Genomic DNA, 22,709 nt, shown 5'->3' on the forward strand with positions numbered 1-22,709 from the left:
CATATTACTGGCTGTGTTTCGGCACGCTGTTGAGTTCTCAAAGAACACGCGCTCACCGGATCCAATCTCCATTTCCGGAGAGTTTCACTCGGGGCTGGTGTGTCTGAAGCTTATTTGGTGTTTCTCGCCGGTGTCAAATCGGCCTCTAGGAGGCTTGTTCTCTCCGGCTTGTGCCCCGCTCGTTCCGGTTTTGATTTCCGGCCCGTTCCGCGCTGGCAGAGAGAACATTACACAAGCCCGTTTCGATCTCCAAATCGGGGGGTCCCGGTAGCCGCGGAACGTGCGACTACCAGGACAAATGCCCGAGTCAGGGTGCGGAGACCCCGACATCCGACGGCGTCAGCGGCTTCCGGGAAGCCGCAGAGCTGTACTCGTCCGCCCCCACATCGGGCTTGCCGACGCGCGACTGCGGGTCGAAGTCACGCGTCACGTAGGAGTAGGTGCCCGCGGAGGTCTCGATCGCGGGACTGCTGGACGACAGGCGCAGCAGCCCGTTGGAGTCCCGCACGAGCTTCGGGTCGACCGAGCGGTAGCCGGACGAGATGCCGGCGGTCCCGCCCCAGATGATGTTGCCCTCGTACTTCACCGTCGAGCCGCTCATCATGTCGACGAACTTCGACGACGAACCCTTGATGATGTTGTTCGCGAGGATGCAGTCCTTGGGTGCGTAGGTCCCGGTGTCGCTGTCGACCACCGCGCCCGTGCCGATCAGGGTGTTGAACGTGACGGCCACGCGGTCGGGGCGGTCGTGCGACGTCGAGGTCGGGCCGCTGTCGGTCTCCGAGCCCTTGCCGAACACGACCGCGCGGTCGCCGGTGTTCTCCACGTAGTTGTTGAACACCTTGTGGTCGTTCCCGTGGAACCGGATGCCGCTGCCGAACAGCAGGTTGCCCTCGACGGTGGAACGGTTGCCGTGCCGCAGGACGATGTAGCCCTTGCTGTTGCGGATCGTGTTGAAGCGGATCGTGTTGTCCGAGGACTTCACCGAGATGGCCTCGGGGTCGCCGTTGGCCTTGTCGAAGAGGTTGTGCTCGATGGTCGCGTACGCCGAGAGCGCCTGCTTGAAGCTGTAGCCGAGCCGGATCGACTCACCGCCGTTCGAGCCGGTGAAGCTGTGGTTGTAGAAGTAGTTGTGGTGGACCTGGGTGCGCTGGGCGATCGCGCCGTCGGGTCCGGTGATCTGCAGGTAGACGCCCTCGTTGGTGCGGTTCGAGAACGTGTTGTGGTCGACTTCGACGTCGTTGGCGCTGACGGTGAGCGAGGCACCGCTCTTGTCGCCGTTGAACGTGGTGCGGGTGATGCGGGTGCCCTCAGCCTCGGCCGGCACCGACAGGGTGCTGGTGCCGGAGAAGACGAAGCCCTCGACGGTCACGCCACGCACGGCGCCGAACTCGAAACCGCCGGTGTTGAACACCGCACGGCCGGCGCGCCTGGCCGCGATGGTGATCTTCGACTTCGTGATCTTGATCGGTTTGTCGGCGCGATGCACGCCGTCCGCGAGCACGATGCGTTGACCGGCTCTGGCGGCGTTGATCGCCGCTTGCAGGGCGGTCGCGTTCGGCACGCTGACGACCGCGGCGTGCGCGGGCGCCGGGAGCAAGGACGACAGCAGGGCGGCCGCACCCACTGCGGCCAGTGATCGGATCATTCGCCAACTCCTGTGGTGGCACCTCTGCGGCGGTGGACCGAAAGTACTGAGGAGTTCCGGCGGACGGGGCAGTTCGGCAAGGGCCGCTTGCCCCGTCCTGCGGAGACGGATCCGATGTCTGCCCTCAGGGGCTACGGCGCCGAGGGACCGACGTCCGCCTTGGTCAGCGGCTTGCGCGTCGCCGAGGTGCTGTACTCGTCCGCGCCGACGTCGGGCTTGCCGGAGCGTGCCTGCGGGTCGAAGTCACGCGTCACATAGGAGTAGGTGCCTACCGACGCGTCGATGGCAGGGCTACCGGACGCGAGCCGGAACAGCCCGTTGGCGTCCTTCACGAGCTTCGGGTCCACGGACTTGTAACCCGACGACGGCATGCTGCCGCCGGTGCCGCCCCAGATGACGTTGCCCTCGTACTTCACGACCGACCCGGCGTGCATCGAGACGACGCCACCGGACGAGCCGCGGATGATGTTGTTCGCGAGCACGCAGTCCTTGGGCTTGAAGTTGCCGCCATCGCTGTCCACGACCTCACCGGTGCCGATGAGCGTGTTGAACGCGACCGTCACGCGGTCCGGCCTGTCGTGTTCCTTCGAGGTCGGGCCGCTGTCCGCCTCGCTGCCGGAGCCGAACACCATCGCGCGGTCGCGGGTGTTCTCCACGTAGTTGTTGTAGATCTTGTGGTCGTTGCCGTGGAACCGGATGCCGCTGTTGAAGAGCAGGTTGCCCTCGACGGTGGTGCGGTTGCCGTGGCGCAGCACGATGTACCCGCGGCTGTTGCGGATCGTGTTGTAGCGGACCGTGTTGTCCGAGGACTTCACCGAGATCGCCTCGGAGTCGCCGTCCGCCTTCTCGAAGAGGTTGTACTCGATGATCGCGTTCGCCGACTTCGACTGCTTGTGGCTGTAGCCGAGCCGGATCGACTCGCCGCCGTTCGAGCCGGAGAACTGGTGGTTGTAGAAGTAGTTGTGGTGGATCCAGGTCCGCTTGGCGATCTCGCTGCCGGGACCGGTGATCTGCAGGTACACGCCCTGGTTCGTGCGGTTCGAGAACGTGTTGTGGTCGACCTGCACGTCGTCGGCGCTGACGCTGAGCGAGGCGCCGTCCTTGTTGCCGTTGTAGGTGTTGCGGGTGATGCGGGTGGCTTGTGCTCCCGGCGGCACCGACAGCGTGCTGGTGCCGTCGAACACGAAGCCCTCGACGGTCACGTTCCTGACGTCTCCCAGTTCGAACCCGCCGCTGGTGAACACCGTGCCGCCGACGGTCTGGGCGGCCACGGTGATCCCGGACTTCGTGATCTTGACGGGGTGGTCGGCCGCGTGCACGCCGCCGGCGAGCACCAGGCGCTGACCAGGGCGTGCCGAGTCGATCGCGGCCTGCAGGGAGGACACGCTCGACACGCTGACGACAGCGGCGTGCGCCGGTGCGTGGACGAAGGACGACAGCAGGGCGGCCGCGCCGACAGCGGCCAGTGATCGGATCATTCGCCAACTCCGTTGCTGGGCAGTTGGCGGCGGTAGCGCCTAAGTTAGCGCAAGATTCCGGCAGGCGGGGTAGTTCGGTACAAGCCAAGGGCTGTATCGACTGATGGCACGCGGTCCAGTTGTCCGATGTCTGCGAGTGGGAACCACTGCGCGAGGTCGGTCGTGCCGTCCACCTCGAACCGCAGATCGCCGCCCACGATCCGGACCTCGTACATGATCCTCAGCGCGTGGTAGTCGCGGTCGGGCTCCTCGCGGAACTCCGAGTCGATGCCGAGCAGGCGCAGCACCTCGACCTCGAAGCCGGTCTCCTCCTCGTACTCGCGGATGACCGCGTCGTGCGGGTGTTCGCCGTGGTCGATGCCGCCGCCGGGGAGGATCCAGCGCTTGCCGTTGGGGCCGAGCCAGCGCGCGAGCAGGATCTCGTCGTTCTCGTTGATGCACACGCCGTACGCGGCCACGCGCTGCTTCTTCGCCCTCATGCGGATCAGCCTAGCTGGCGATCACCCCGAAAAAGTGATATCACTTAGCTACTACTTCGCTAGGGGGTCTGGATGGTCGACACGACAGTGCACATGCCGGCGCCTGCTGTGCGTGAGAGGCACGCACAGGAGCTGCCCGGTCTGCCGATGTTCTTCGCAGGACTGGTGGTGTACGCGGTGGGTGCTTGGGTGCTCGTGCGGGAAATCGTGCAAGCCGCGGAGAGCGACATGAACCCGTCGACCGTGGTTCTGGTCATCGCGGTGCTGTTGCACCTGGCGGCGTCGCTGATCATGAAGGGGCTGTTCACCGTCGCACCCGGTGAGGCGCGCGTGTTGCAGTTCCTCGGCCGTTACGTGGGCACGGTGCGCACGGACGGTCTGCGGTGGGCGAACCCGTTCACCACGCGGGAGAAGATCTCGACCAGGATCCGCAACCACGAGACTCAGGCGCTGAAGGTCAACGACGCGGACGGCAACCCGATCGAGATCGCCGCCGTCGTCGTGTGGCAGGTGGAAGACACTGCGCGCGCACGGTTCGAGGTGGACGACTTCGTGCGGTTCGTCGGCATTCAGACCGAGACCGCCGTACGGCACATCGCGACCAGCTACCCGTACGACAGCCACGAGGAAGCCGGACTGTCGTTGCGGGAGAACGCGGACGAGATCACCGAGACGCTCGCGATCGAGATCGCGGCGCGCGTGCAGTCCGCGGGGGTGAAGGTGATCGAGTCACGGCTCACGCACCTCGCGTACGCCCCGGAGATCGCGCAGGCCATGTTGCAGCGACAGCAGGCGTCCGCGGTCGTGGCGGCGCGGACGCGGATCGTCGAGGGCGCCGTCGGCATGGTCGAGCTCGCGTTGCAGCGGCTCGCCGAGCAGGACGTCGTCGAGCTCGACGAGGAACGCAAGGCGGCGATGGTGTCGAACCTGCTCGTCGTCCTGTGCGGTGACCGTTCCACTCAGCCCGTGGTGAACGCAGGGTCGCTCTACACCTGATGGCTGACCGCAAAAGCGTTCTGCTCAGGCTCGATCCGGCAGTGCACGACGCGTTGAGCAGGTGGGCGAACGACGAGCTGCGCAGCACCAACGCGCAGATCGAGTTCCTGCTGCGGCGTGCGCTGGCGGACGCGGGCCGGTTGCCCGGCGAGGCGAAGAAGATGCCGCGCCGGGGCAGGCCGCCGAAAAAGCAAAACCCGGACGAACCGCCTGATTAGTGCGTACGTTGGGGTGGGCGGATCTCCAACTGTCTGACGCAAGATCACTCGCGTCGGCTCTGCGGGGGTTGTTCGAGGAGGCCAGGGCCCTGGTCTCCGAGGACGCGGAGTCGACGCTCGTCCGGATGGTCACGGGACACCTCGGGTGCCCGATGACGCAGGTACCGACCGTGACCGCGAGGTTCGAGGGCCGGGAGCACGCGAACGTGCACCGCGGCATCGAGGCCTACGTCGCCGAGCACTCGCCGGAAGCCGAGTGGCACGGCATCAGCGGGAACAAGATGCACATGTCCGTTGTGGACATGCTGGGCGCCCAGCAGCAGCACTTCAGCTTCGAACTGGGCGCGGTCGACTACATGACCGTGGCGACCGGCCCGGACACCACGATCGACGCGGTGCAGCTGGGGCTGATCGCCACGGTCGCGCCGGACGGCAGCCCGGTCGTGGTCGCCGTGCAGGGCCCGCACGAGGAGCGCGGCGACTTCCGCTGCACGCTCCAGGTGCTCGCGGCGTCCAGGGAGGCCTCGACCGCTGTGCGCGAGGCGGTCGAACGGCACATGCGCGAGCACGACGTGTTCCGCGGCCAGGTGATGGCGTTCGGGATCAGTGAGCACCGGGGGAACCAGCTGCTCACGTTCCTGCCCCGGCCGGCGTTGCGGCCGTCGGACGTGGTGCTGCCGGACGGCGTGCTGGACTCGATCGAACGCCACGTCGTCCGGACGGCGTCGCAAAGTGATCGGCTACGCGCGCATGGGCAGCATCTGAAGCGAGGGCTGCTCTTGTACGGGCCACCCGGTACCGGCAAGACGCACACAGTCCGGTACCTGATGGGACGCCTTGAGTCGTCAACGGTCCTCGTGCTGAGTGGTGTCGCGATGCTCCGGTACCTGCGTGCCGCTACGTCTCTCGCACGGCGCCTCGCGCCGTCGGTGATCGTCGTCGAGGACGTCGACCTCATCGCGCAGGACCGCTCGCACACCCGTGACGGCAACCCCGTGTTGTTCGAGCTGCTGAACGAGATGGACGGCATCGGATCCGAGGCCGACGTGACGTTCGTGCTCACCACCAACCGCGTGGACGTCATGGAGAAGGCGCTGTCCGAACGGCCGGGGCGCATCGACCTCGCGATGCAGGTGCCGCTGCCGGACGCCGACGGTCGCGAACGGCTGCTGCGGCTCTACGCGGCCGGCACGGAGCTCGACCTGCCGGACGCGTCGGCGATCGTGGCGGCCAGCGAGGGCGTGACGGCGTCGTTCGTGAAGGAGCTCGTGCGGCGGGCGACGTTGCGGGCACTCGACGACCAGCCGGGCGCCGCCCGCGTGCGGCTGGACGAGGCGGCGATCTCGGCCGCGCTGGCCGATCTGCTCGATGAAAAACAGGCGTTGACGCGCAGCTTGCTGGGTGGCTGAACAGGCGTTTCACCAGCATGAAACCGCTTCCACGGAGTTCCTCCGTTCGGCGGGTGTGCTGCCCGGCTCCTCCACGCGATCGTGTGCGGCGGGCGCACGGGAGCGTGGAGGAGTCTTGTCTTTGTTTTCCCGCAAGCGCGCCGGTCTCGGCGTGCTGGGCGTTGCTGTGCTCTTCGCGTCGCTGACACCCGCTGGTGGTCTCGCGGCGGGCAAGGAGATCTATGTGGACGCTCGGGCGTCGACCGAGCGGCGGGTCGAGGACCTGCTGCGGAGAATGACGCTCGAGGAGAAGATCGGGCAGATGGTGCAGATCCGCGTCGGGAAGCTGCACGGTGACTGCAACAACGCCAACGGACCGTTGGTCGAGTCGTGTCTGAAGGCGGTGCTTTCCGACGCGCACACCGGCTCGATCCTGTCCGGTGGTGGTGACGCACCGGTCGACAACACGCCGCGCGCATGGGCCGAGATGAACAACGCAATCCAGCGCTATGCGTTGGAGCACAACAGGTTGAAGATCCCGATCATCTACGGCGCCGACGGCGTGCACGGGCACAACAACGTCATCTCCGCGACAATGTTCCCGCACCAGATCGGGCTCGGCGCGACGTGGAACCCCGCGCTGCAGGAGCAGATCGGCGTGTCCGCGTCGAAGGCGTTGCGTGCGACCGGGGTGTTCTGGAACTTTGCGCCGGTGTCGGACATCGCGCGCGACACGCGGTGGGGGCGCTACTACGAGACGTACGGCGAGGACCCGTTCCTCGCGGGGCAGCTGGCGGCGGCGAACGTGCGCGGGCAGCAGTCGCATGTGGACGACACCGCGCAGCTGACCGCCACCGCGAAGCACTTCGCGGGGTACTCCGCGCCGGAGAACGGGCACGACCGGTCGCCCGCGCAGATTCCGATCCGGCAGCTGCAGGACGTCGTGCTGCCGTCGTTCCAGGCTCAGTTCGACGCGGGTGTGCGCACGGTGATGATCAACTCCGGGTCGATCAACGGCGTGCCGGTGCACGCGTCGAAGTACATGCTGCAGAAGCAACTCCGTGAGCGCATGGGCTTCAAGGGCGTGGCGGTCTCGGACTGGCAGGACATGAAGTACCTGGTGGACCGGCACAAGGTCGCGCCGGACTACAAGACGGCGATCGCGATGAGCGTCAACGCCGGCGTGGACATGGCGATGGAGCCGTCGAACGCGGCCGAGTTCACGTCGCTGCTGCTGGCGAACGTGCGCGACGGGTCCGTGTCGCGCGGGCGGATCGACCAGGCGGTGCGGCGCGTGCTGAAGCTCAAGTTCGACCTGGGGCTGTTCGAGAAGCCGTACGTGGACCCGGCGAAGGCCGACGGGGCCGTCGTGGGAGCGGACCGGGCGTTGGCGCGTCAGGCGGCCGCCGAGGGCACCGTGCTGCTGAAGAACGACGGCGTGCTGCCGTTGCCGACGTCGGCCAAGAAGATCGTCGTGACCGGCGAGACCGCGGACGACGTGCGCCGCCAGCTCGGCGGCTGGACCGTCGAGTGGCAGGGCGTGCCGGACGACTCGCCGCTGCCGCCGACCGCGACCGTGCTGACCGGTGTGCGTGAGGCCGTTCCAGGTGCTTCTGTCGTGCACGCCGCATCGCCCGCCGCCGCGGTGGCGGAGGCCGCCGGTGCGGACGCGGTCGTCGTCGTCCTGGGCGAGAAGCCCGGTGCGGAAGGTCCTGCCGACACGGAGAACCCGGCGCTGACGGCCGAGCAGCAGGCGTGGGTGGACGCGGTGCAGGCGACCGGCAGGCCGGTGGTCGTGGTGCTGCTGACCGCGCGCCCCCAGGTGCTGGGCGGCGCGGCGGACGCGAACGCGCTGCTCGCGGGCTGGCTGCCGGGCAGCGAGGGTGGCAGGGCGATCGCCGACGTGCTGTTCGGCGCGGTGAACCCGAGCGGCAGGCTGCCGGTGTCGTGGCCCAGGACCCTGGGCGATCCGACGCTCACCTACGACCAGCTGCCGGGCGCGAACACGTCGGCTTCCGCGAAGTACGACCCGCTGTACCCGTTCGGGCACGGGCTGTCGTACACGTCGTTCACGACGTCGGGCACGTCGGTGTCGGTTGATCGCTCGACGGGCGTGGTGAAGTTCACGGTGGCGAACACCGGTGGGCGTGCGGGCACCGTCGTGGTGCCGGTCCACGTGCGGCAGCCCGCCTCGCCCGTTCTGACGCCTGACCAGCGGTTGGTGGGCTGGGCGCGCGTCGAACTCGCCGCTGGTCAGTCGAAACAGGTCGAGGTGTCGTTCAAGCTCGCGCAGCTGGCGCTGACCGTCGGCGACGTGGACGGCGACGGACGCCGTGAGGTCGCGCGCGGTGCGTACGAGGCCGTGGTGGGTGCGGAGAAGGCCGCGTTCACGGTGCGCTGAGCTGGCCTGATATCCTTCCTCGTCGTGAACGCGCGGCACTCCGCCGTGGAGGAGAGCCGGCTCTTGCCGGTGCCGACCAAGCGCGTCACGAACTCCGGTTTCGACACAGAAGGGTGATGTCGCATGGCGAACATCAAGTCCCAGCTCAAGCGGATCAAGACCAACGAGAAGGCGCGCCTGCGCAACAAGTCGGTCAAGTCGTCCCTCAAGACGGCCATCCGCAAGTTCCGCGAGGCTGCCGAGGCCGGTGACAAGGCGAAGGCCCTGGAGCTGCTGCAGGACGCGTCCCGCAAGCTCGACAAGGCCGCCACCAAGGGTGTCATCCACCCGAACCAGGCCGCCAACAAGAAGTCGGCGATGGCTCTGCGCGCGAACCAGCTCGAGGGCTGAGTTCTCGCTCGGTTCTAGCCTCTGCAGAAGGGCCCGCTCCCTGTTGAGCGGGCCCTTTTCGCTGTCCTGGTGGCGATGAGGGTTCGGCGTGGGACCGCTACGGCCGGTGTCAACGGTGCCGATGTTCAGCGTGCGGATGGCTCCCGCGATCACGTCCCGAGCTCAACCACCACATGCACGAGCTGTGGACGAACCCGCTGGCGTTCGACCCGTAGCGGTTCAGCGAGGAGCGCGCCGAGGACAAGGTCCACCGGTGCGGCTGGACGCCGTTCGGTGACGGTCGTGTCGTTCCTGCGCATGTAAGGACGCGCGGAACTGCGGCGGATGGTCGACGGCCTGACCGGCACCGAGACGTTCAACTGGAAGATCGGTGTCGTGCCCGGCTTCACGGGGGCCCAGTACCTGATCGGGGTTCCTCGGCGGTGAGGGGATCTCACTCGCGTGGAGTGGGCCCCTGCCAGTCGCGCAGTTCCGTCGGCATTTGCCGCTCGGGGTCGAACAGTTCGATGCCGAGCAGTTCGCCGTCGGCACCGAAGTCGAGCACGGCGGCGGTGGTGCCGTCCTCGTCTGAGACCGCGAGCTGCTTGACCGCCTCACCGGGTCGGATCTCGCGGAACCCGATGTAGGCGGCGTCCGCCTCGCGATCCCATTTGGCGATGAAGGTGAACACCGGAGTGGCCTACCGACGGCCGTGGGCTGCCACGATCTTGAGCACCGCGCGCTCCAGCGCGTAGCCGGCGTCGGCCGCCACGCCCTTCACGTCGGCGTTCAGGCCCGCGACCACCTGCATCGCGTCGGCGAGGCCCGACTGGTCCCAGCCGCGGGCCTGGGCCTGTGCCTTCTTGATCTTCCACGGCGGCATGCCGAGGGGGCCGGCCAGGCTGAACGGGTCGGCTCGGCCCACGGCGGACACGCGCGCGACTGTGCGCACGGCGTCTGCCAGTGCGTCGGCTACCAGCACGTGCGGCACGCCCAGTTGCATGGCCCAGCGCAGCGCCTCCATCGCGCCCGCTCGGTCGCCAGTCACGGCCTTCTCGGCGACCGCGAAGCCGGTCACCTCGGCCTTGCCCTGGTGGTAGCGGCGGATCTCGTCGACCGTCACCTTGCCGTCGGTGTCGGAGACGAGCTGGGACGCCGCCGCGGCCAGCTCGCGCAGGTTCGTGCCCACGGCGTCGATGAGGGTGGCGACGGCCTCGGCGTCGATCTTGCCGCCCGCCTGCCGCACCTCGTTGCGGACGAACGCCTCGCGATCAGCCGGCTTGGTGATCTTGGGGCACTCGGTGACGACGGCGCCGGCCTTCTTCAGTTGTCCTGGCAGGTCCTTGGCCGCCTTGCTGCGGCCACCGCCCGTGTGCACGACGACGAGCGTGACCCCGTCCGCGGGCGCCTTGGCGTAGGAGACGACCGTGTCCGCGATCTCCTTGCTGATCTCCTGCGCGTTCTGCAGGACGATCACGCGACCCTCCGCGAACAGCGACGGGCTCACCAGTTCGGCCAGCTCGGGAGGCGTGAGATCAGTCACCTGCACGCGGGTCAGGTCGGCGTTCGGATCGGCCTTGCGTGCGGCCTCGAGAGCCGCCCGAACGGCCCGTTCGACCAGCAACTCCTCCTCGCCGACGACGAGGTGCAGTGACTCCGGTGCGCTCACGCTCCGCATCCTCCCACGTCCCGGATCGTGGACGTTGGTGGCTGAGCAACGGACGGTTGCCGTAGCTTGGTCACCACAACTGAACACCGCTCATCCAGAGGGGCAGAGGGACCGGCCCGAAGAAGCCCCGGCAACCGGCGTCAGCGCTGAAGTGCATCACTGCGCGCAGACGATCACGGTGCCAATTCCGACCCGTTCGATTTCGCGGGAAAGATGAGGAGATACCTCGCGATGACTGCTGTCTCTGTGCCCACGAGCACCACCTTCGACCTCGGCCCCGCCCGTGCACTGTTGTGCCGTGAGTGCGGAAATGAGACTCCTCTCGCTCCTGAATACGCCTGTCTTGAGTGTTTCGGGCCGCTGGAAGTGGCCTACGACTTCGGGAAGATCCGGCGCGAGGACATCGAAGCCGGCCCCAGGTCGATCTGGCGCTACCGCGGCCTTCTCCCCGTTCCGTCCACTGTGGAGCAGCACCCGAACACCGAACCCGGCGGCACCCGCCTGGTCGAGGCCCACAACCTCGCCAAGGCACTGGGCGTGCGCAAGGTCTGGGTGAAGGACGACACCGGCAACCCCACCCACTCCTTCAAGGACCGCGTGGTCGGCGTCGCGCTCGCAGCGGCCCGCGAACTCGGCTTCAAGGTGCTCGCCTGCCCGTCCACCGGCAACCTGGCGAACGCGGTCGCGGCGGCCGCGGCCCGCGCGGGCTGGCAGTCCGTGGTTCTCGTTCCCTCCTCTCTCGAGCGCGCCAAGATCCTGATGAGCGCCGTCTACGAAGGCGCCCTGATCGCCGTCGACGGCAACTACGACGACGTGAACCGCCTGGCCCAGGAACTCGCCGCGGAGCACGAGGACTGGGCGTTCGTGAACGTGAACGTCCGCCCCTACTACGCGGAGGGCTCGAAGACCCTCGGCTACGAGGTCGCCGAGCAGCTCGGCTGGCGCCTGCCCGACCAGATCGTCGTGCCCATCGCGTCCGGCTCGCAGCTCACCAAAGTCGACAAGGCGTTCCGCGAACTCGGCCAGCTCGACCTCGTCGAAGCCACCCCGTACCGCGTGTTCGGCGCCCAGGCCACCGGCTGCAGCCCGGTGTCGGCCGCCTACAAGGAAGGCCACGACGTCATCCGCCCGGTCCGCCCGGACACCATCGCCCGCTCGCTGGCGATCGGCGCCCCGGCCGACGGCCCCTACGTGCTCGACGCGGTCCGTCGCACCAACGGCGCCATCGAGGACGTGACCGACGAAGAGGTCGTCGAGGGCATCAAGCTCCTCGCCCGCACCGAGGGCATCTTCGCCGAGACCGCCGGCGGCGTGACCGTGGCGACGGCGAAGAAGCTGATCGAGTCGGGCCAGCTCGACCCGGACGGCGAGACCGTGCTGCTGATCACCGGCGACGGCCTCAAGACCCTCGACGCGCTCGGCGACACGATCGGCCCGCGCGCGACGGTGCCGCCGTCGGCCGAGGCCGTCATCAAGGCGCTGGCTTAGTTCACCTCCTTCCGGTCCGGGGACGCCTCCGCGTCCCCGGACCGCGTCGTACCGCGCGGCGGTCGGTGGTTGCTGTCATGCTCCGGGCATGGAGCTTCCCGAGCCCTGGACGGTCGTCGACGACGAGACCAGGACCGCGCTCGAGGACCAGCTGCGAACCGAAGTCGCCGACGGCCACGCGCTCTTCGGCAAGCCGGTCACAGCGGTTGCCCGCTGCGACCGTTGTGACGAGGTGCTGTACACCGTCGACGAGGAACCCGCGTGGTTCGCCCAGGTTCACCTCACCTGGCGGCGAACTCCGGACACCCCGCCGTGGCCACGGGCGAAGCGACTGCCCTCGCCGTTGACCGGGAGCCTCCTCGACCACCACTGAACCGTTGCGTCAGAAGGAGATCGCGTCCGTCCGCATCCAGCCGGTGCGCGGAAAGCGTTGCAGGCCTTCCATGACGTGCGGCCCGATCGGTTCCACATTCGCGCGCCACGCCACGATCCGTTGCGGCCAAGGGGCTTCCTCCTTCAGCAGGTTGTAGTAATGGGCGTGCCAGTCGTGCGGTGCGATCCGCAGCGCGTCGTCGAACACGTGGTCCGCGACGAGGTCGTACGCCTCTTCCGGCTTGGCGGCCTCGGTGGGCGGCAGCACGTGCGTGACCGTCGCCCGGTAGGTGAGGGCTCGGGTGCCGTCTTCGAGTGTTTCGCAGATGTAGTAACCGAAATCGGGTTTGAGCTCGTCGTGCGGCCATGGCGTCGCCGCGTAGTTCGTCTGCCACATGGCCCACGCGAGTCCGGGCGTGCCACCGGGAACCGGGTGGCGCGCGTTGTACAGCCTGATCCAGACCATCCTCTTCTCCTTCTCACTGTGCGGTTCCCCGGCAACACCGCCAGGTCTCCGTCTTCGTCCGTGCGCAACACCAGCGCACCTCCCGCCCGCAACATGTCGAGCACGTGCGGACTCGGGTGCCCGTAACGGTTGCCCGTGCCAACGCTCACCAGCGCCACCCGCGGCCGCACCGTCCTGAGGAAGGCGGGCAGCGAGTACCGCGAACCGTGGTGCGGCACCTTGAGCACTTCGGCCCCGAGGTCCCGCTCCCCCAGCAACGCCGACTGGCCTGCCAGCTCGACGTCACCGGTGAGCAGCACGCGGCCTGCTCTGGTGTGCGCCTTGAGCACGAGCGAGTAGTCGTTGACCGTTGTGTTCGCGTCGCCTGCCGTTGCCACGCGGCGCGGGCCCAGCACCTCCATTTCCAAACCGGGCCAGGCGAACCGCTCGCCTGCCTTCGGTTCCACCACCCGCACGCCGTGACTGCGGGCCTGCGCCCTGACCTCCTTCCACGCCCACGCGGGCTCCTTGAGCGGGCCGACGGCCACCGCGCCCACCGCACGCCCGGTGAGCACCGCCGGCAGGCCCTGGACGTGATCGGCGTGCAGGTGGGTCAGCACGACGAGCGGAATCCTCTTGATTCCCAACGTCTTCAGGCATCGGTCGACGGCTCCGGGATCGGGTCCGGTGTCCACCACGACCGCACGGTCGGCGTCGTCGGTCGCCAGGACCAGCGCGTCGCCCTGGCCCACGTCACAGGTGACGACCTTCCAGCCGTCCGGGGGCCACGCGGGTGCCACGATCTTCATCGGCACCAGCACCACGAACCCGCCGATCAGCACCGCGACGACCAACGTCCGTGCCTTCTTCAGGCGCAGCAACAACACGACCGCTGCCACGACCACGATCAGCGCGATGGCCCCGGCCCAGCCTTCTGGCCAGCCCACGGACGCGCCGGGCACGGACGCCGCCTGCCGCCCGACCTGGACGAGCCAGGTCACCGCGGGTCCAGCGACGTGCACGAGCAGTTCGGCTGCCGAGCCCCACAGCGGCGCGACGGCTGCCGCCGCCACACCCAGCACCGTCGCCGGTGCGACCACCGGGCCCGCGACCAGGTTGGCCACGATCGCCACGAGGCTGATCTGACCGGAGATACCGGCGACCAACGGCGCCGTCGCCAGGCTGGCGGCCGTGGGTACGACGATCGCCTCGGCGAGGCCGTTCGGCACACCTCGTGCCTTCAGCGCTCGCGACCACTTCGGCGCAACCAGCACCAGCGCTGCCGTGGCCACCACGGAGAGCGCGAACCCCGGATCGCCGCCCAGCGCCGGGTCGATGAGGACCAGCACCAGGACCGCCGTCGCGAGGCTCGGGAGCGTCGACCGCCGACGCCCCAGCACCAACGCCAGCAGCGTCACCGCACCCATGACCGCGGCCCTGAGGACGCTCGGCTCCGGGCCCGCCAGGACCACGAACCCGACCAACGCCGCCATCGCCGCGGCCGCCGCCGTTCGCGGACCGGCCCTGAACCGCTTGGCCAGCAGGTAGACCGCGCCGCACACGATGGCGAGGTTTGCGCCGCTCACCGCCAGCAGGTGAGCGAGGCCGGCGGTGCGGAACTCGTCGACGACGCGCGGCACCATCCGGTCGCTGTCGCCCACCACCAGTGCCGGGAGCAGCCCGGCTTCCTCGTCGCCGAGGACCGCGCTGGCTTCTCGCAGGCCGTCACGGAGATGGTCTGCCCAGCTTTGCCAGATCGGGGGTGGTTGCGGGTTGATCGGCGGGCCGCGGACTCGGAGCAGAGCCGATGTCAGGTCGCCACGCCGAGGCGGCGCGAGCGTGCCCTTGGCCGTGACCTCCTGACCCGGCAACAGGTTTCGCCACCTGTCGGCCGGAGCCAGCAGGACCAGGTGGGCGCCGTTCGCGGTGGCGGTGATGACCACGTGGTCGACGCCTGCCTGATGCCCACCGAAGCCCGCGGCCCTGATGCCTCTGGGTCTGGTGCTGAGCTCGACCGTGAGGGTGGTGGCGCGGCCTTCGTCGGCGGCCAGGCGAAGCGGATGGGTCTCGGCTCTCAGGACGTTGCCTCCCACCCACGCCGCGGCCAGCGGGCCTGAGATCAGCAGGGCCATGGCGCACGTTCTGGTCCACCACGCTCGGCGCCACGCGGCCAGGCCGACGGCTCCCGCCGCCAGTCCGAGGAGGACTGCCGCCTGCCAGCTCAGGAAGAGACCGGCGACGGCGGTGGCCCACACGGCTGTCGCGGCCGGGACCAGGCGGTAGTCGTGGGTTATCGGATGTCTGCGGACCACTGCGGCCTCCGGTGTCCGGCGGGAGGTCGCGGGGACCACTGGCCTGGAGGCCGAGGTGCGGCTTGGCAGGTGATGCGGATGAATCGCATGACGAGGCTCCTGGTGGTGGCCGAGCTAGGTGATGACCGCCGCACACAGGCGGCAGCGCGGTTTCTCCACCAGCGGCGGGGCCGGGAGTGGAGGTGCGACGGGGAAAGAGCGCAGCAGGTAGCGGACCGCGGCAGCCAGCAAGCGGCGGCGGCGACGGCGGCGGAGTGTGCGGGTGCGAGGGTGGTGGAGCGGGAAGGCGAGCTCGATCGGGCGGGACGGGTGGTAGCTGTCGGCCGCCGGCGGGGTGGGCTTCGTCAGGTGGTGGAACTGGGCCTTGGTGCGGAAGTAGAGGGACAGGGCCGTGGCGACGAGGGTCATGTGTGGACCAGGTCGGCCAGTTTGGCGAGTTTGGAGTCGCCTATGCCTTCCACCTCGCGGAGCTGGTCGACCGAGGCGAACGGGCCCTTGCGGGTGCGGTGGTCGACTATGCGCTGGGCCGTCACCGGCCCCACACCGGGAAGGGCGTCCAGTTCGGAGGCCGTGGCCGAGTTCAGGTCCAGCTTGGACGGAACGGCCGCGGGCCCGGCCGGAGGTGGGATGCCCACGGCTATCTGCTCACCGTCGGTGAGTTTGCGGGCCAGGTTCAGGTTGTGGAGATCGGTGCCCGGCTTGATGCCTCCGGCCAGGCGGACGGCGTCGGCCACTCGGGCGCCGGACGTCACCGTCACCAGGCCCGGGGTGGTCACCTCGCCGACCACGTTCACCACCAGCTCAGGCGCCGGGGCCGTGGTGCTCACGAGGGCCAGCGCAGGGGCCGGTTCCGCGGCGGGGCTCTGCCACCAGCTGCCCAGGCCGATCACGGTGCAGGCGACGGCCACGCCCAGGGCCAGAAGGCCTCGGCGGGGAACGCGCGGCAGACGGAAGCGGCGGCGGGGTGTGCCGTGTTCGTCCGAGTCTTCCGAGCGTGCGTAGACCAGGGTCGGGTCGGCGCGGACCTTGGCGGCCAGAGCGGCCAGGCGTTCGCTCGGGCTGTCGGCCGGGTGGGGGCGGGGGAGCATGGGGGCGACGTTACGGAGCGGGGCGGGTGGGGTGGCCGCGTTGACTCCGGGGCTGTGGATTACTCGCGAGTTGTGGACAGGTCGCGATCACTCGGGGCTTGGCGACGGGGAATTGTCGGGGGTCTGTGGGAGGATGTCGGGTCCTCCTGGCAGCACCACCACGCCCAGCACTCCTGGGCCGGTGTGGGCGCCGATCACCGCACCGACCTCGGAGATCACGCACCCCGTCGAGCCGGGCAGCCGTTCGTCGAGACGCGTGGCCAGTTCGGCGGCGCGTTCGGGAGCCGCCAGGTGGTGCACGGCCAGACCCACCGGGCCGTCCCCCGCCGCTGCCGCCGCCAGGTCGACCAGGCGGCCCACGGCCCGGCTCATCGTGCGGACCTTCTCCAGCGGCACGATCCGGCCGTCGTCCATGTGCAGCAACGGCTTCACGGCCAGCGCGGTCCCCACCAGCGCCGCCGCCGTGCCGATCCGCCCGCCGCGGCGCAGGTGGTCCAGGGTTTCGAGGCAGAAGAACATCCGGGTCTGCGCGGCCGCGGAGGAAGCCGCCTCCTCCACGGCAGCGTGCGAACGCCCGTCGGCAACGGCCGCACACGCGCGCAACACCGCGAAACCGAGCCCCATGCCCGTCGAGCGCGAGTCGACCACTCGAATCCGGGACGGGTCGATCTCCTCGGCCGCCAGTCGTGCGGCCTCCCACGTCCCGGACAACTCACGAGAGAGATGAACGGACACGATCGCGTCCGACGACGAGAGGACGTCCCGGTACACGGCAGCCATCTCGCCGGGCGTCGGACGGGACGTGGTCACGCGGCGGTGCTCGGCCAGAGCAGCGGCCAGCTCGAAAGGACCGAAGTCGACGCCGTCGAGGCGTCCAGCACCGTCCACCGCCACGTGCAGCGGCACAACGGTGATCGAATGGCGCTTCGCGAACCCCTCGGGCAGGTATGCCGTGGAGTCGGTGACGATGGAGATGCGCACGAGCGACGAGCCTACGGGGCTCACTCCTCCGAGGGACTCAACGCCACGGACGAGGAAGAGATCAACTCCGCCATCGCCCTGCCCACCAGCTCGTGGCCCTCCCAGCCCCAGTGCATCCCGTCCGGATTCCCGGCGCCGGACCGCACGTGCTCCCCGATCACGGCAGGAAGATCCAGCAACGGCACCCCCGCACGTGCGGCCCACCCACGCACAGCCGCAACCGCAGCCGCGTGCCCGTCGTGCACGAACCGGTACGTAGGAGCCCGATGGACAGACGGCACGATCCCCACGGCCGGCATCTTGTACTCGAGATTGCGCACCGACTGCAGCATGTCCCGCAGGTACCGCGCAGTCAGCGCCGGAGGCAACGCCGTGCGCGCGTAGGGCGCCAATCGCGGCTGAACGTCCAGATAACGCGCACGCACCCACCGTCGTAGCCAGTCAGGCCGCACATAGCGCAGCCCCTCGCGCAGATACGTGGGCAACGGCGACGGAAGCGTGTCCATGCTGCCCACCGCGAACACCAGCACGTCGGTGCGAGGCAGCAACGACCAGATCCGCGGATCCCCGGTCAACGCCCACCAGGCGTCCCGCGCCGTCCACCCGAACCCGGCCGCCAGCTCCGCCGATCCACCCAGCTCAGCGGCACAGATGTTGTGCCACAGCCGCGGATGGTCAGCGGGTAACGGCCCGGAAGGCCCGAAGAACGACAGCGAGTCCCCGAGGACGAGCAGTCTCAACGCGTGGTGCCCGCGTTGTACGACGTCAGCCGCCACCGGTCGTTGCGGCGGGTGAACACCGTCCAGTGGCAGTTCGAGATGCCGCCGAGCTGCGACCAGGTCTGCACCGGCAGATCCAGCAGCCGCCCGGTCAACGCGCTGATCAGCCCACCGTGCGCGCACAGCATGACGGTCCCGGAGAACTCCGCGTCCACCTCGTGCACGACCTGGATGGCCCGCTCGGCCACCTCGACGCGCGACTCGCCGTCCGGCGGCGTGTAGGTGGGGTCCGTGCGCCAGATGGTGACCGCGCCCGGCCACTCCTGCTCGACCTCGGCCGTGGTCAGGCCCTGCCACTTGCCCAGGTGGGTCTCACGCAGCCGTGCGTCGATCCGCAGCGGGATGTCGGTCGACGACGCGAACACGCCCGCGGTGTTCCGCGCGCGTTGCAGGTCGGAGGCGACCACGATCTCCGGCTCGAACCCGGCGAGCACCGGGACGGCGAACCTGGCCTGGTTCAAGCCGGTCTCGGTGAGCGCCGAGTCCAGATGACCCTGCAGACGACCTGTCGCGTTGTAGTCGGTCTCACCGTGCCGCCACAGCACGAGCCGGCTCAGGGCCATCCTCTACCTCATTCAGCCGTGGACTCGGCGGGGACGTCCGCTTCGAACTCGATGCGCGGGCAGTCCTTCCACAGCCGCTCCAGGCCGTAGAAGCTGCGCTCCTCCGTGTGCTGCACGTGCACCACGACGTCCACGAAGTCCAGCAGCACCCAACGGCCCTCACGGGCCCCTTCGCGGCGCACCGGCTTCGTGCCGGCCTCCCGCAGCTTCTCCTCGATGTTGTCGACGATCGCGCCGACCTGCCGCTCGTTCGGAGCGGACGCGATCACGAACACGTCGGTGATCACGAGCTGGTCGGAGACGTCGAGCACCATCACGTCGTGCGCCTTCTTGTCGGCCGCTGCGTTCGCCGCGACCAGCGCCAGCCGTCGTGCCTCGTCGGTGGCTGCCACGTCACTCCTCTGACTTCCGGCGGGCGTCGATACGCCCACACGAGTTACTGAGGGTACCGGCGACCGCCAACCGTTACGTCGCACGCGGGCATGAGGAAGGCCACCCCAGCGCCCTGGAGTGGCCTTGACCTGCGCCGAAGCTTAGAGCGGGCGGACCTGCTGGGCCTGCGGGCCCTTCTGTCCCTGCCCGACCTCGAACTCGACCTTCTGGTTCTCCTCGAGCGAGCGGAACCCCTTGGCCTGGATCTCCGAGTAGTGCACGAAGACGTCAGCCGAGCCGTCGTCGGGGGCGATGAAACCGAACCCCTTCTCGGCGTTGAACCACTTCACGGTGCCTGTAGCCAAAGCCTTGCCTTTCACCAACCAGCAACAACGCGATGATTGTTGCTCCCCGAGACCGCGGATGCACGCGAAATCCACCCAAACGTGGTCACGACTCGGAGTACAAGCCGGTTTTGGCGATGTACTGGACCACACCGTCTGGGACCAAATACCAAACCGGCTGGCCGGAGGCGGTCCGCGCGCGGCATCCGGTCGACGAGATGGCCATCGCCGGGACCTCGATGAGCGACACCGCTCCTGGCGGCAGGTGATGGTCGTTCAGCGTGTAACCCGGACGGGTGACCCCGATGAAGTGGGCCAGCTCGAACGCGTCGGCGGCGCGCTTCCACGACAGGATCTGCTCCAGCGCGTCGGCACCGGTGATGAAGAACAGGTCGGCGTCCGGGTACTGCTTCTTCAGGTCCGTGAGCGTGTCCACCGTGTACGTGGGGCCGTCGCGGTCGATGTCCACGCGACTGACCGAGAACCGGGGGTTGGACGCGGTGGCGATGACCGTCATCAGGTAGCGGTCCTCGGCGGGCGAGACCTCGCGCGACGACTTCTGCCAGGGCTGACCCGTCGGCACGAAGATCACGCGGTCCAGGTCGAACCTGGCCTGCACCTCGCTGGCGGCCACGAGGTGGCCGTGGTGGATGGGGTCGAACGTGCCACCCATGACGCCGATGCGCATCAAAACAGCGTAGACGGGCGCGGACCGCTCCCATGGTCCAGCGCCCGTCGTGCTGATCACACCGGACGGCCCTGGGGGAGGACGGGCCGTACGGCGCGCGGCCCACCCCGAAGCAGAGCCGCGCACTGGAGGAACGCACGCACGCGTTCCCCCTTACGCGGTTCGGCCAAGATTTTTCCTACCAGGCGACGACGAGCTTCAAAGGCCCCCTGACCAGCGATCCTTTGCGGAACTCGACGGGTTCGACCAGCCGCAGGCCGGGCATCCGGCGCAGCACGGTGCCGAGCGCCACCTGCAGCTCCATCCGCGCGAGCTGCGAGCCGAGGCAGAAGTGGATGCCGTGCCCGAACTGCAGGTGCTGGCCCACCTCGCGCTCAAGGTCGAGCTCGTCGCTCTTCGCGTACACGGACTCGTCGCGGTTCGCCGACGACACGACCACCAGTACGGCGTCGCCTTCCTTCACGAGCACGTTGCCGACCTGGACGTCCTCGGTGGCGATGCGCGTGAAGCCGGCGCCACTACCCAATGGGATGAACCGCAGCAGCTCCTCGATCGCGTTCGGGAGCTTGTCCGGGTTCTCCCGCAGGCGCCGCACGTCGTCCGGGCGCTCCAGCAGCGTGACGATGCTGTTGGCGAGCATGTTCGCCGTCGTCTCGTGGCCCGCGACGAGCAACGTGATGCCGAACCGGACGAGCTCGTCCTCGGTCAGCCGGTCGTCGTTGTCCCGAGCGGCGACGAGTGCGCTCATCAGGTCGTTCGCGGGCTGTTCACGGCGTTTCGCAACGAGGTCGGTGAAGTAGGCGTGCAGCTTCAGCATGCCGTTCATCGCCTCTTCCGGCGTGTAGCTGCCGACCGTGGAGAGCACCTGGTCGGACCACTTGCGGAAGTCCGCGCGGTCCTCGAACGGCACGCCGAGCAGCTCGCAGATGATCGTGATCGGGAACGGCATGGTGAAGCCCTCGACCAGGTCGCCGGGGTTGTCCATGCGGTCGAGCAGCTCGTCGGTGATCTGCTGCGCGCGCGGACGCAGTTCCTCGATCCGCCGCACCGTGAACGCCTTGGACACGAGGCGACGCATGCGCGCGTGGTCCTCGCCATCGTGCGTGAGGATCGACCCACCGGGTGCGATGAGGGGCTGCATCCTCGGCACGTCCTGGTTGACCGTTCGCGCTCGGCTGAACCGCGGGTCACCCAGGACGAACTTCGTCTCTTCGTAGGACGTGACGAGCCAGCCCTCGCCGCCGTACGGGTACGTCACGCGTGTGACGGGCTCTTCACGCCGTAGACGTTCATACGTCGGATCGAGGGCCAGGCCGTCGGTTTCGGAGAACGGGTAGGTGGGAGCCATGCCTCCGAAGGTAGAGCTATCCCTTGGGGCGCGTGTGACCTTCGCCCCAGACGACCCATTTCGAGGACGTCAGCTCGGTGAGGCCCATCGGACCGCGGGCGTGCAGCTTCTGCGTGGAGATGCCGATCTCCGCGCCCATGCCGAACTCCGCACCGTCCGTGAACGCCGTGGAGGCGTTGACGAACACCGCCGCCGCGTCGACCCGCGTCGTGAACTTCCGTGCTGCCGCAACGTCGTTCGTGACGATGGCCTCGCTGTGGCCGGAGCCGTACGTGGCGATGTGCCGCACCGCTTCGTCGAGCGAGTCGACCACCTTCGCGGCGATGTCGAGGCTCAGGTACTCGGTGCCCCAGTCGTCCTCGGTCGCTTCCTGGACGTCGGGCTGCTCGGCGAACGTGGCGTCACCGTGGATGGTCACGCTCTCCTGCTGCAACGCCTTGGTGATGCGCGGGACGAACTCCTGGGCGACGTCCTTGTGCACCAGCAGCGATTCCGCCGCGTTGCACACGCTCGTGCGCCGGGTCTTGGCGTTCAGGACGATGGCCTCGGCCATGTCGAGGTCGGCGTTCTTGTCGACGTAGACGTGGCAGTTGCCGACGCCGGTCTCGATCGTGGGAACAGTCGCCTGCTCCACGACGGCGTTGATCAAACCCGCGCCACCGCGCGGAATCACCAGGTCGACCAGGCCGCGCGCGGTGATGAGGTGCGTGACGGAGGCGCGGTCGTGGCACGGCAGCAGCTGCACGCTGTCGGCCGGCAGGTTCACGCTTTCGAGTGCATCGCGCAGGACGGCGACGAGCGTGGTGTTGGAGTGCTCGGCGGTCGAGGAACCCCGCAGCAGCGCGGCGTTGCCCGACTTCAGCGCGAGACCGGCGGCGTCGACCGTGACGTTCGGGCGGCCCTCGTAGACCATGCCGACGACGCCCATCGGGACGCGGACCTGCTTGAGCTCCAGACCGTTCGGCAGGACGCCGCCGCGGATGACCTCGCCGACCGGGTCGTTTTGTCCCGCAACGGTTTCGAGGCCGACGGCGACGCTTTCGATGCGGGCTTGGGTGAGCGTGAGGCGGTCCAGGATGTTGTCCGGCAGGCCTGCCGCCTTGCCCGCTTCGAGGTCCTTCTGGTTGGCCTCGATGATCTCTGGCGCGCGTTCGCGGAGGGCGGCTGCCATCGCGTGCAGCGCGGCGTCCTTGCGCTCACGGGTGGCGAGGACGAGTTCGTCGGCGGCGACGCGGGCGCGGCGGGCTGCTGCGTGCACCTGGTCGCGCAGGTCATCAGTCACG

23 protein-coding genes and 1 riboswitch are annotated in these 22,709 nt (G+C 68.7%); of the genes, 7 read left to right on the forward strand and 16 right to left on the reverse strand.

Features of this window, described 5'->3' with window-relative positions; all coding sequences use genetic code 11:
- Nucleotides 1-307 precede the first annotated feature (307 nt).
- From IEZ09_RS38885 to IEZ09_RS38895, 3 genes are all read right to left on the reverse strand, one after another.
- Nucleotides 308-1,648, reverse strand: a complete 1,341-nt coding sequence (locus tag IEZ09_RS38885) for a polysaccharide lyase 6 family protein (RefSeq protein WP_189258855.1) — start codon at nucleotides 1,646-1,648, stop codon at nucleotides 308-310.
- 131 nt (nucleotides 1,649-1,779) lie between these two features.
- Complete coding sequence (locus IEZ09_RS38890; RefSeq protein ID WP_189258856.1) at nucleotides 1,780-3,126, reverse strand: polysaccharide lyase 6 family protein; 1,347 nt, start codon at nucleotides 3,124-3,126, stop codon at nucleotides 1,780-1,782.
- 44 nt (nucleotides 3,127-3,170) lie between these two features.
- Nucleotides 3,171-3,605, reverse strand: coding sequence for an NUDIX hydrolase (locus IEZ09_RS38895; protein WP_189258857.1), 435 nt, complete (start codon nucleotides 3,603-3,605; stop codon nucleotides 3,171-3,173).
- A 72-nt stretch (nucleotides 3,606-3,677) separates the two neighbouring features.
- Between IEZ09_RS38895 and IEZ09_RS38900 the strand changes: the two genes are divergently transcribed.
- The 5 genes from IEZ09_RS38900 to rpsT all read left to right on the forward strand — a co-directional run bounded on the left by IEZ09_RS38900 (nucleotide 3,678) and on the right by rpsT (nucleotide 8,998).
- Nucleotides 3,678-4,601, forward strand: a complete 924-nt coding sequence (locus IEZ09_RS38900) for an SPFH domain-containing protein (RefSeq protein ID WP_189258858.1) — start codon at nucleotides 3,678-3,680, stop codon at nucleotides 4,599-4,601.
- The gene (locus IEZ09_RS38905; protein ID WP_189258859.1) at nucleotides 4,601-4,819 is read left to right on the forward strand and encodes a type II toxin-antitoxin system antitoxin; all 219 of its coding nucleotides are present in this window, start codon (nucleotides 4,601-4,603) and stop codon (nucleotides 4,817-4,819) included. Before IEZ09_RS38900 ends, IEZ09_RS38905 begins: the two co-directional genes overlap by 1 nt.
- 68 nt (nucleotides 4,820-4,887) lie before the next feature.
- On the forward strand, nucleotides 4,888-6,228 hold the full coding sequence (locus tag IEZ09_RS38910) for an AAA family ATPase (RefSeq protein ID WP_229813335.1): 1,341 nt from the start codon (nucleotides 4,888-4,890) through the stop codon (nucleotides 6,226-6,228).
- A gap of 115 nt (nucleotides 6,229-6,343) precedes the next feature.
- The gene (locus IEZ09_RS38915; protein ID WP_189258860.1) at nucleotides 6,344-8,608 is read left to right on the forward strand and encodes a beta-glucosidase; all 2,265 of its coding nucleotides are present in this window, start codon (nucleotides 6,344-6,346) and stop codon (nucleotides 8,606-8,608) included.
- A 123-nt stretch (nucleotides 8,609-8,731) separates the two neighbouring features.
- Nucleotides 8,732-8,998: a 30S ribosomal protein S20 gene (gene rpsT / locus IEZ09_RS38920; RefSeq protein WP_109642775.1), complete on the forward strand. Its 267-nt coding sequence runs from the start codon at nucleotides 8,732-8,734 to the stop codon at nucleotides 8,996-8,998.
- A gap of 433 nt (nucleotides 8,999-9,431) precedes the next feature.
- On the opposite strand, the gene IEZ09_RS38925 is transcribed toward rpsT, so the two are convergent.
- Together IEZ09_RS38925 and holA are read right to left on the reverse strand one after the other, a co-directional pair.
- Nucleotides 9,432-9,668, reverse strand: coding sequence for a DUF2283 domain-containing protein (locus IEZ09_RS38925; RefSeq protein ID WP_189258861.1), 237 nt, complete (start codon nucleotides 9,666-9,668; stop codon nucleotides 9,432-9,434).
- A 9-nt stretch (nucleotides 9,669-9,677) separates the two neighbouring features.
- Nucleotides 9,678-10,655, reverse strand: coding sequence for a DNA polymerase III subunit delta (holA, locus tag IEZ09_RS38930; protein WP_189258862.1), 978 nt, complete (start codon nucleotides 10,653-10,655; stop codon nucleotides 9,678-9,680).
- Nucleotides 10,656-10,733: 78 nt separating this feature from the next.
- A riboswitch (SAM riboswitch) is annotated at nucleotides 10,734-10,866 on the forward strand.
- 11 nt (nucleotides 10,867-10,877) lie between these two features.
- Here holA and thrC point away from each other — a divergent pair.
- Nucleotides 10,878-12,134, forward strand: coding sequence for a threonine synthase (thrC, locus tag IEZ09_RS38935; protein WP_189258863.1), 1,257 nt, complete (start codon nucleotides 10,878-10,880; stop codon nucleotides 12,132-12,134).
- Nucleotides 12,135-12,222: 88 nt separating this feature from the next.
- Nucleotides 12,223-12,507 (forward strand): hypothetical protein, encoded by a 285-nt coding sequence (locus IEZ09_RS38940; RefSeq protein ID WP_189258864.1) that lies wholly within the window; start codon nucleotides 12,223-12,225, stop codon nucleotides 12,505-12,507.
- 143 nt (nucleotides 12,508-12,650) lie between these two features.
- On the opposite strand, the gene IEZ09_RS38950 is transcribed toward IEZ09_RS38940, so the two are convergent.
- From IEZ09_RS38950 to IEZ09_RS39000, 11 genes are all read right to left on the reverse strand, one after another.
- Nucleotides 12,651-15,263, reverse strand: a complete 2,613-nt coding sequence (locus IEZ09_RS38950) for a DNA internalization-related competence protein ComEC/Rec2 (protein ID WP_229813337.1) — start codon at nucleotides 15,261-15,263, stop codon at nucleotides 12,651-12,653.
- A gap of 114 nt (nucleotides 15,264-15,377) precedes the next feature.
- The gene (locus IEZ09_RS38955) at nucleotides 15,378-15,671 is read right to left on the reverse strand and encodes a hypothetical protein (RefSeq protein ID WP_189258866.1); all 294 of its coding nucleotides are present in this window, start codon (nucleotides 15,669-15,671) and stop codon (nucleotides 15,378-15,380) included.
- Nucleotides 15,668-16,351, reverse strand: a complete 684-nt coding sequence (locus tag IEZ09_RS38960) for a ComEA family DNA-binding protein (protein ID WP_189258867.1) — start codon at nucleotides 16,349-16,351, stop codon at nucleotides 15,668-15,670. The genes IEZ09_RS38955 and IEZ09_RS38960 overlap by 4 nt, the downstream gene beginning before the upstream one ends.
- 87 nt (nucleotides 16,352-16,438) lie before the next feature.
- Entirely contained in the window at nucleotides 16,439-17,332 is an 894-nt protein-coding gene (locus tag IEZ09_RS38965; RefSeq protein WP_189258868.1) for a DegV family protein, read from the reverse strand.
- Nucleotides 17,333-17,352: 20 nt separating this feature from the next.
- Entirely contained in the window at nucleotides 17,353-18,072 is a 720-nt protein-coding gene (gene octT / locus IEZ09_RS38970) for a diglucosylglycerate octanoyltransferase (RefSeq protein WP_189258869.1), read from the reverse strand.
- Nucleotides 18,069-18,674 carry a histidine phosphatase family protein gene (locus tag IEZ09_RS38975; RefSeq protein WP_189258870.1) on the reverse strand — a complete coding sequence of 202 codons (606 nt, stop codon included), beginning with the start codon at nucleotides 18,672-18,674 and terminating at the stop codon, nucleotides 18,069-18,071. The genes octT and IEZ09_RS38975 overlap by 4 nt, the downstream gene beginning before the upstream one ends.
- A gap of 8 nt (nucleotides 18,675-18,682) precedes the next feature.
- Nucleotides 18,683-19,066, reverse strand: a complete 384-nt coding sequence (rsfS, locus tag IEZ09_RS38980; RefSeq protein WP_189258871.1) for a ribosome silencing factor — start codon at nucleotides 19,064-19,066, stop codon at nucleotides 18,683-18,685.
- 141 nt (nucleotides 19,067-19,207) lie between these two features.
- Complete coding sequence (gene cspE / locus IEZ09_RS38985; protein WP_189258872.1) at nucleotides 19,208-19,411, reverse strand: transcription antiterminator/RNA stability regulator CspE; 204 nt, start codon at nucleotides 19,409-19,411, stop codon at nucleotides 19,208-19,210.
- A gap of 85 nt (nucleotides 19,412-19,496) precedes the next feature.
- Nucleotides 19,497-20,078, reverse strand: a complete 582-nt coding sequence (gene nadD, locus IEZ09_RS38990; protein ID WP_189258873.1) for a nicotinate-nucleotide adenylyltransferase — start codon at nucleotides 20,076-20,078, stop codon at nucleotides 19,497-19,499.
- Nucleotides 20,079-20,256: 178 nt separating this feature from the next.
- The gene (locus IEZ09_RS38995; RefSeq protein ID WP_189258874.1) at nucleotides 20,257-21,426 is read right to left on the reverse strand and encodes a cytochrome P450; all 1,170 of its coding nucleotides are present in this window, start codon (nucleotides 21,424-21,426) and stop codon (nucleotides 20,257-20,259) included.
- Nucleotides 21,427-21,442: 16 nt separating this feature from the next.
- Complete coding sequence (locus tag IEZ09_RS39000) at nucleotides 21,443-22,708, reverse strand: glutamate-5-semialdehyde dehydrogenase (RefSeq protein WP_229813338.1); 1,266 nt, start codon at nucleotides 22,706-22,708, stop codon at nucleotides 21,443-21,445.
- Nucleotide 22,709 lies beyond the last annotated feature (1 nt).

This window comes from Lentzea flava (genome assembly GCF_014648475.1).
GTDB lineage: Bacteria > Actinomycetota > Actinomycetes > Mycobacteriales > Pseudonocardiaceae > Lentzea > Lentzea flava.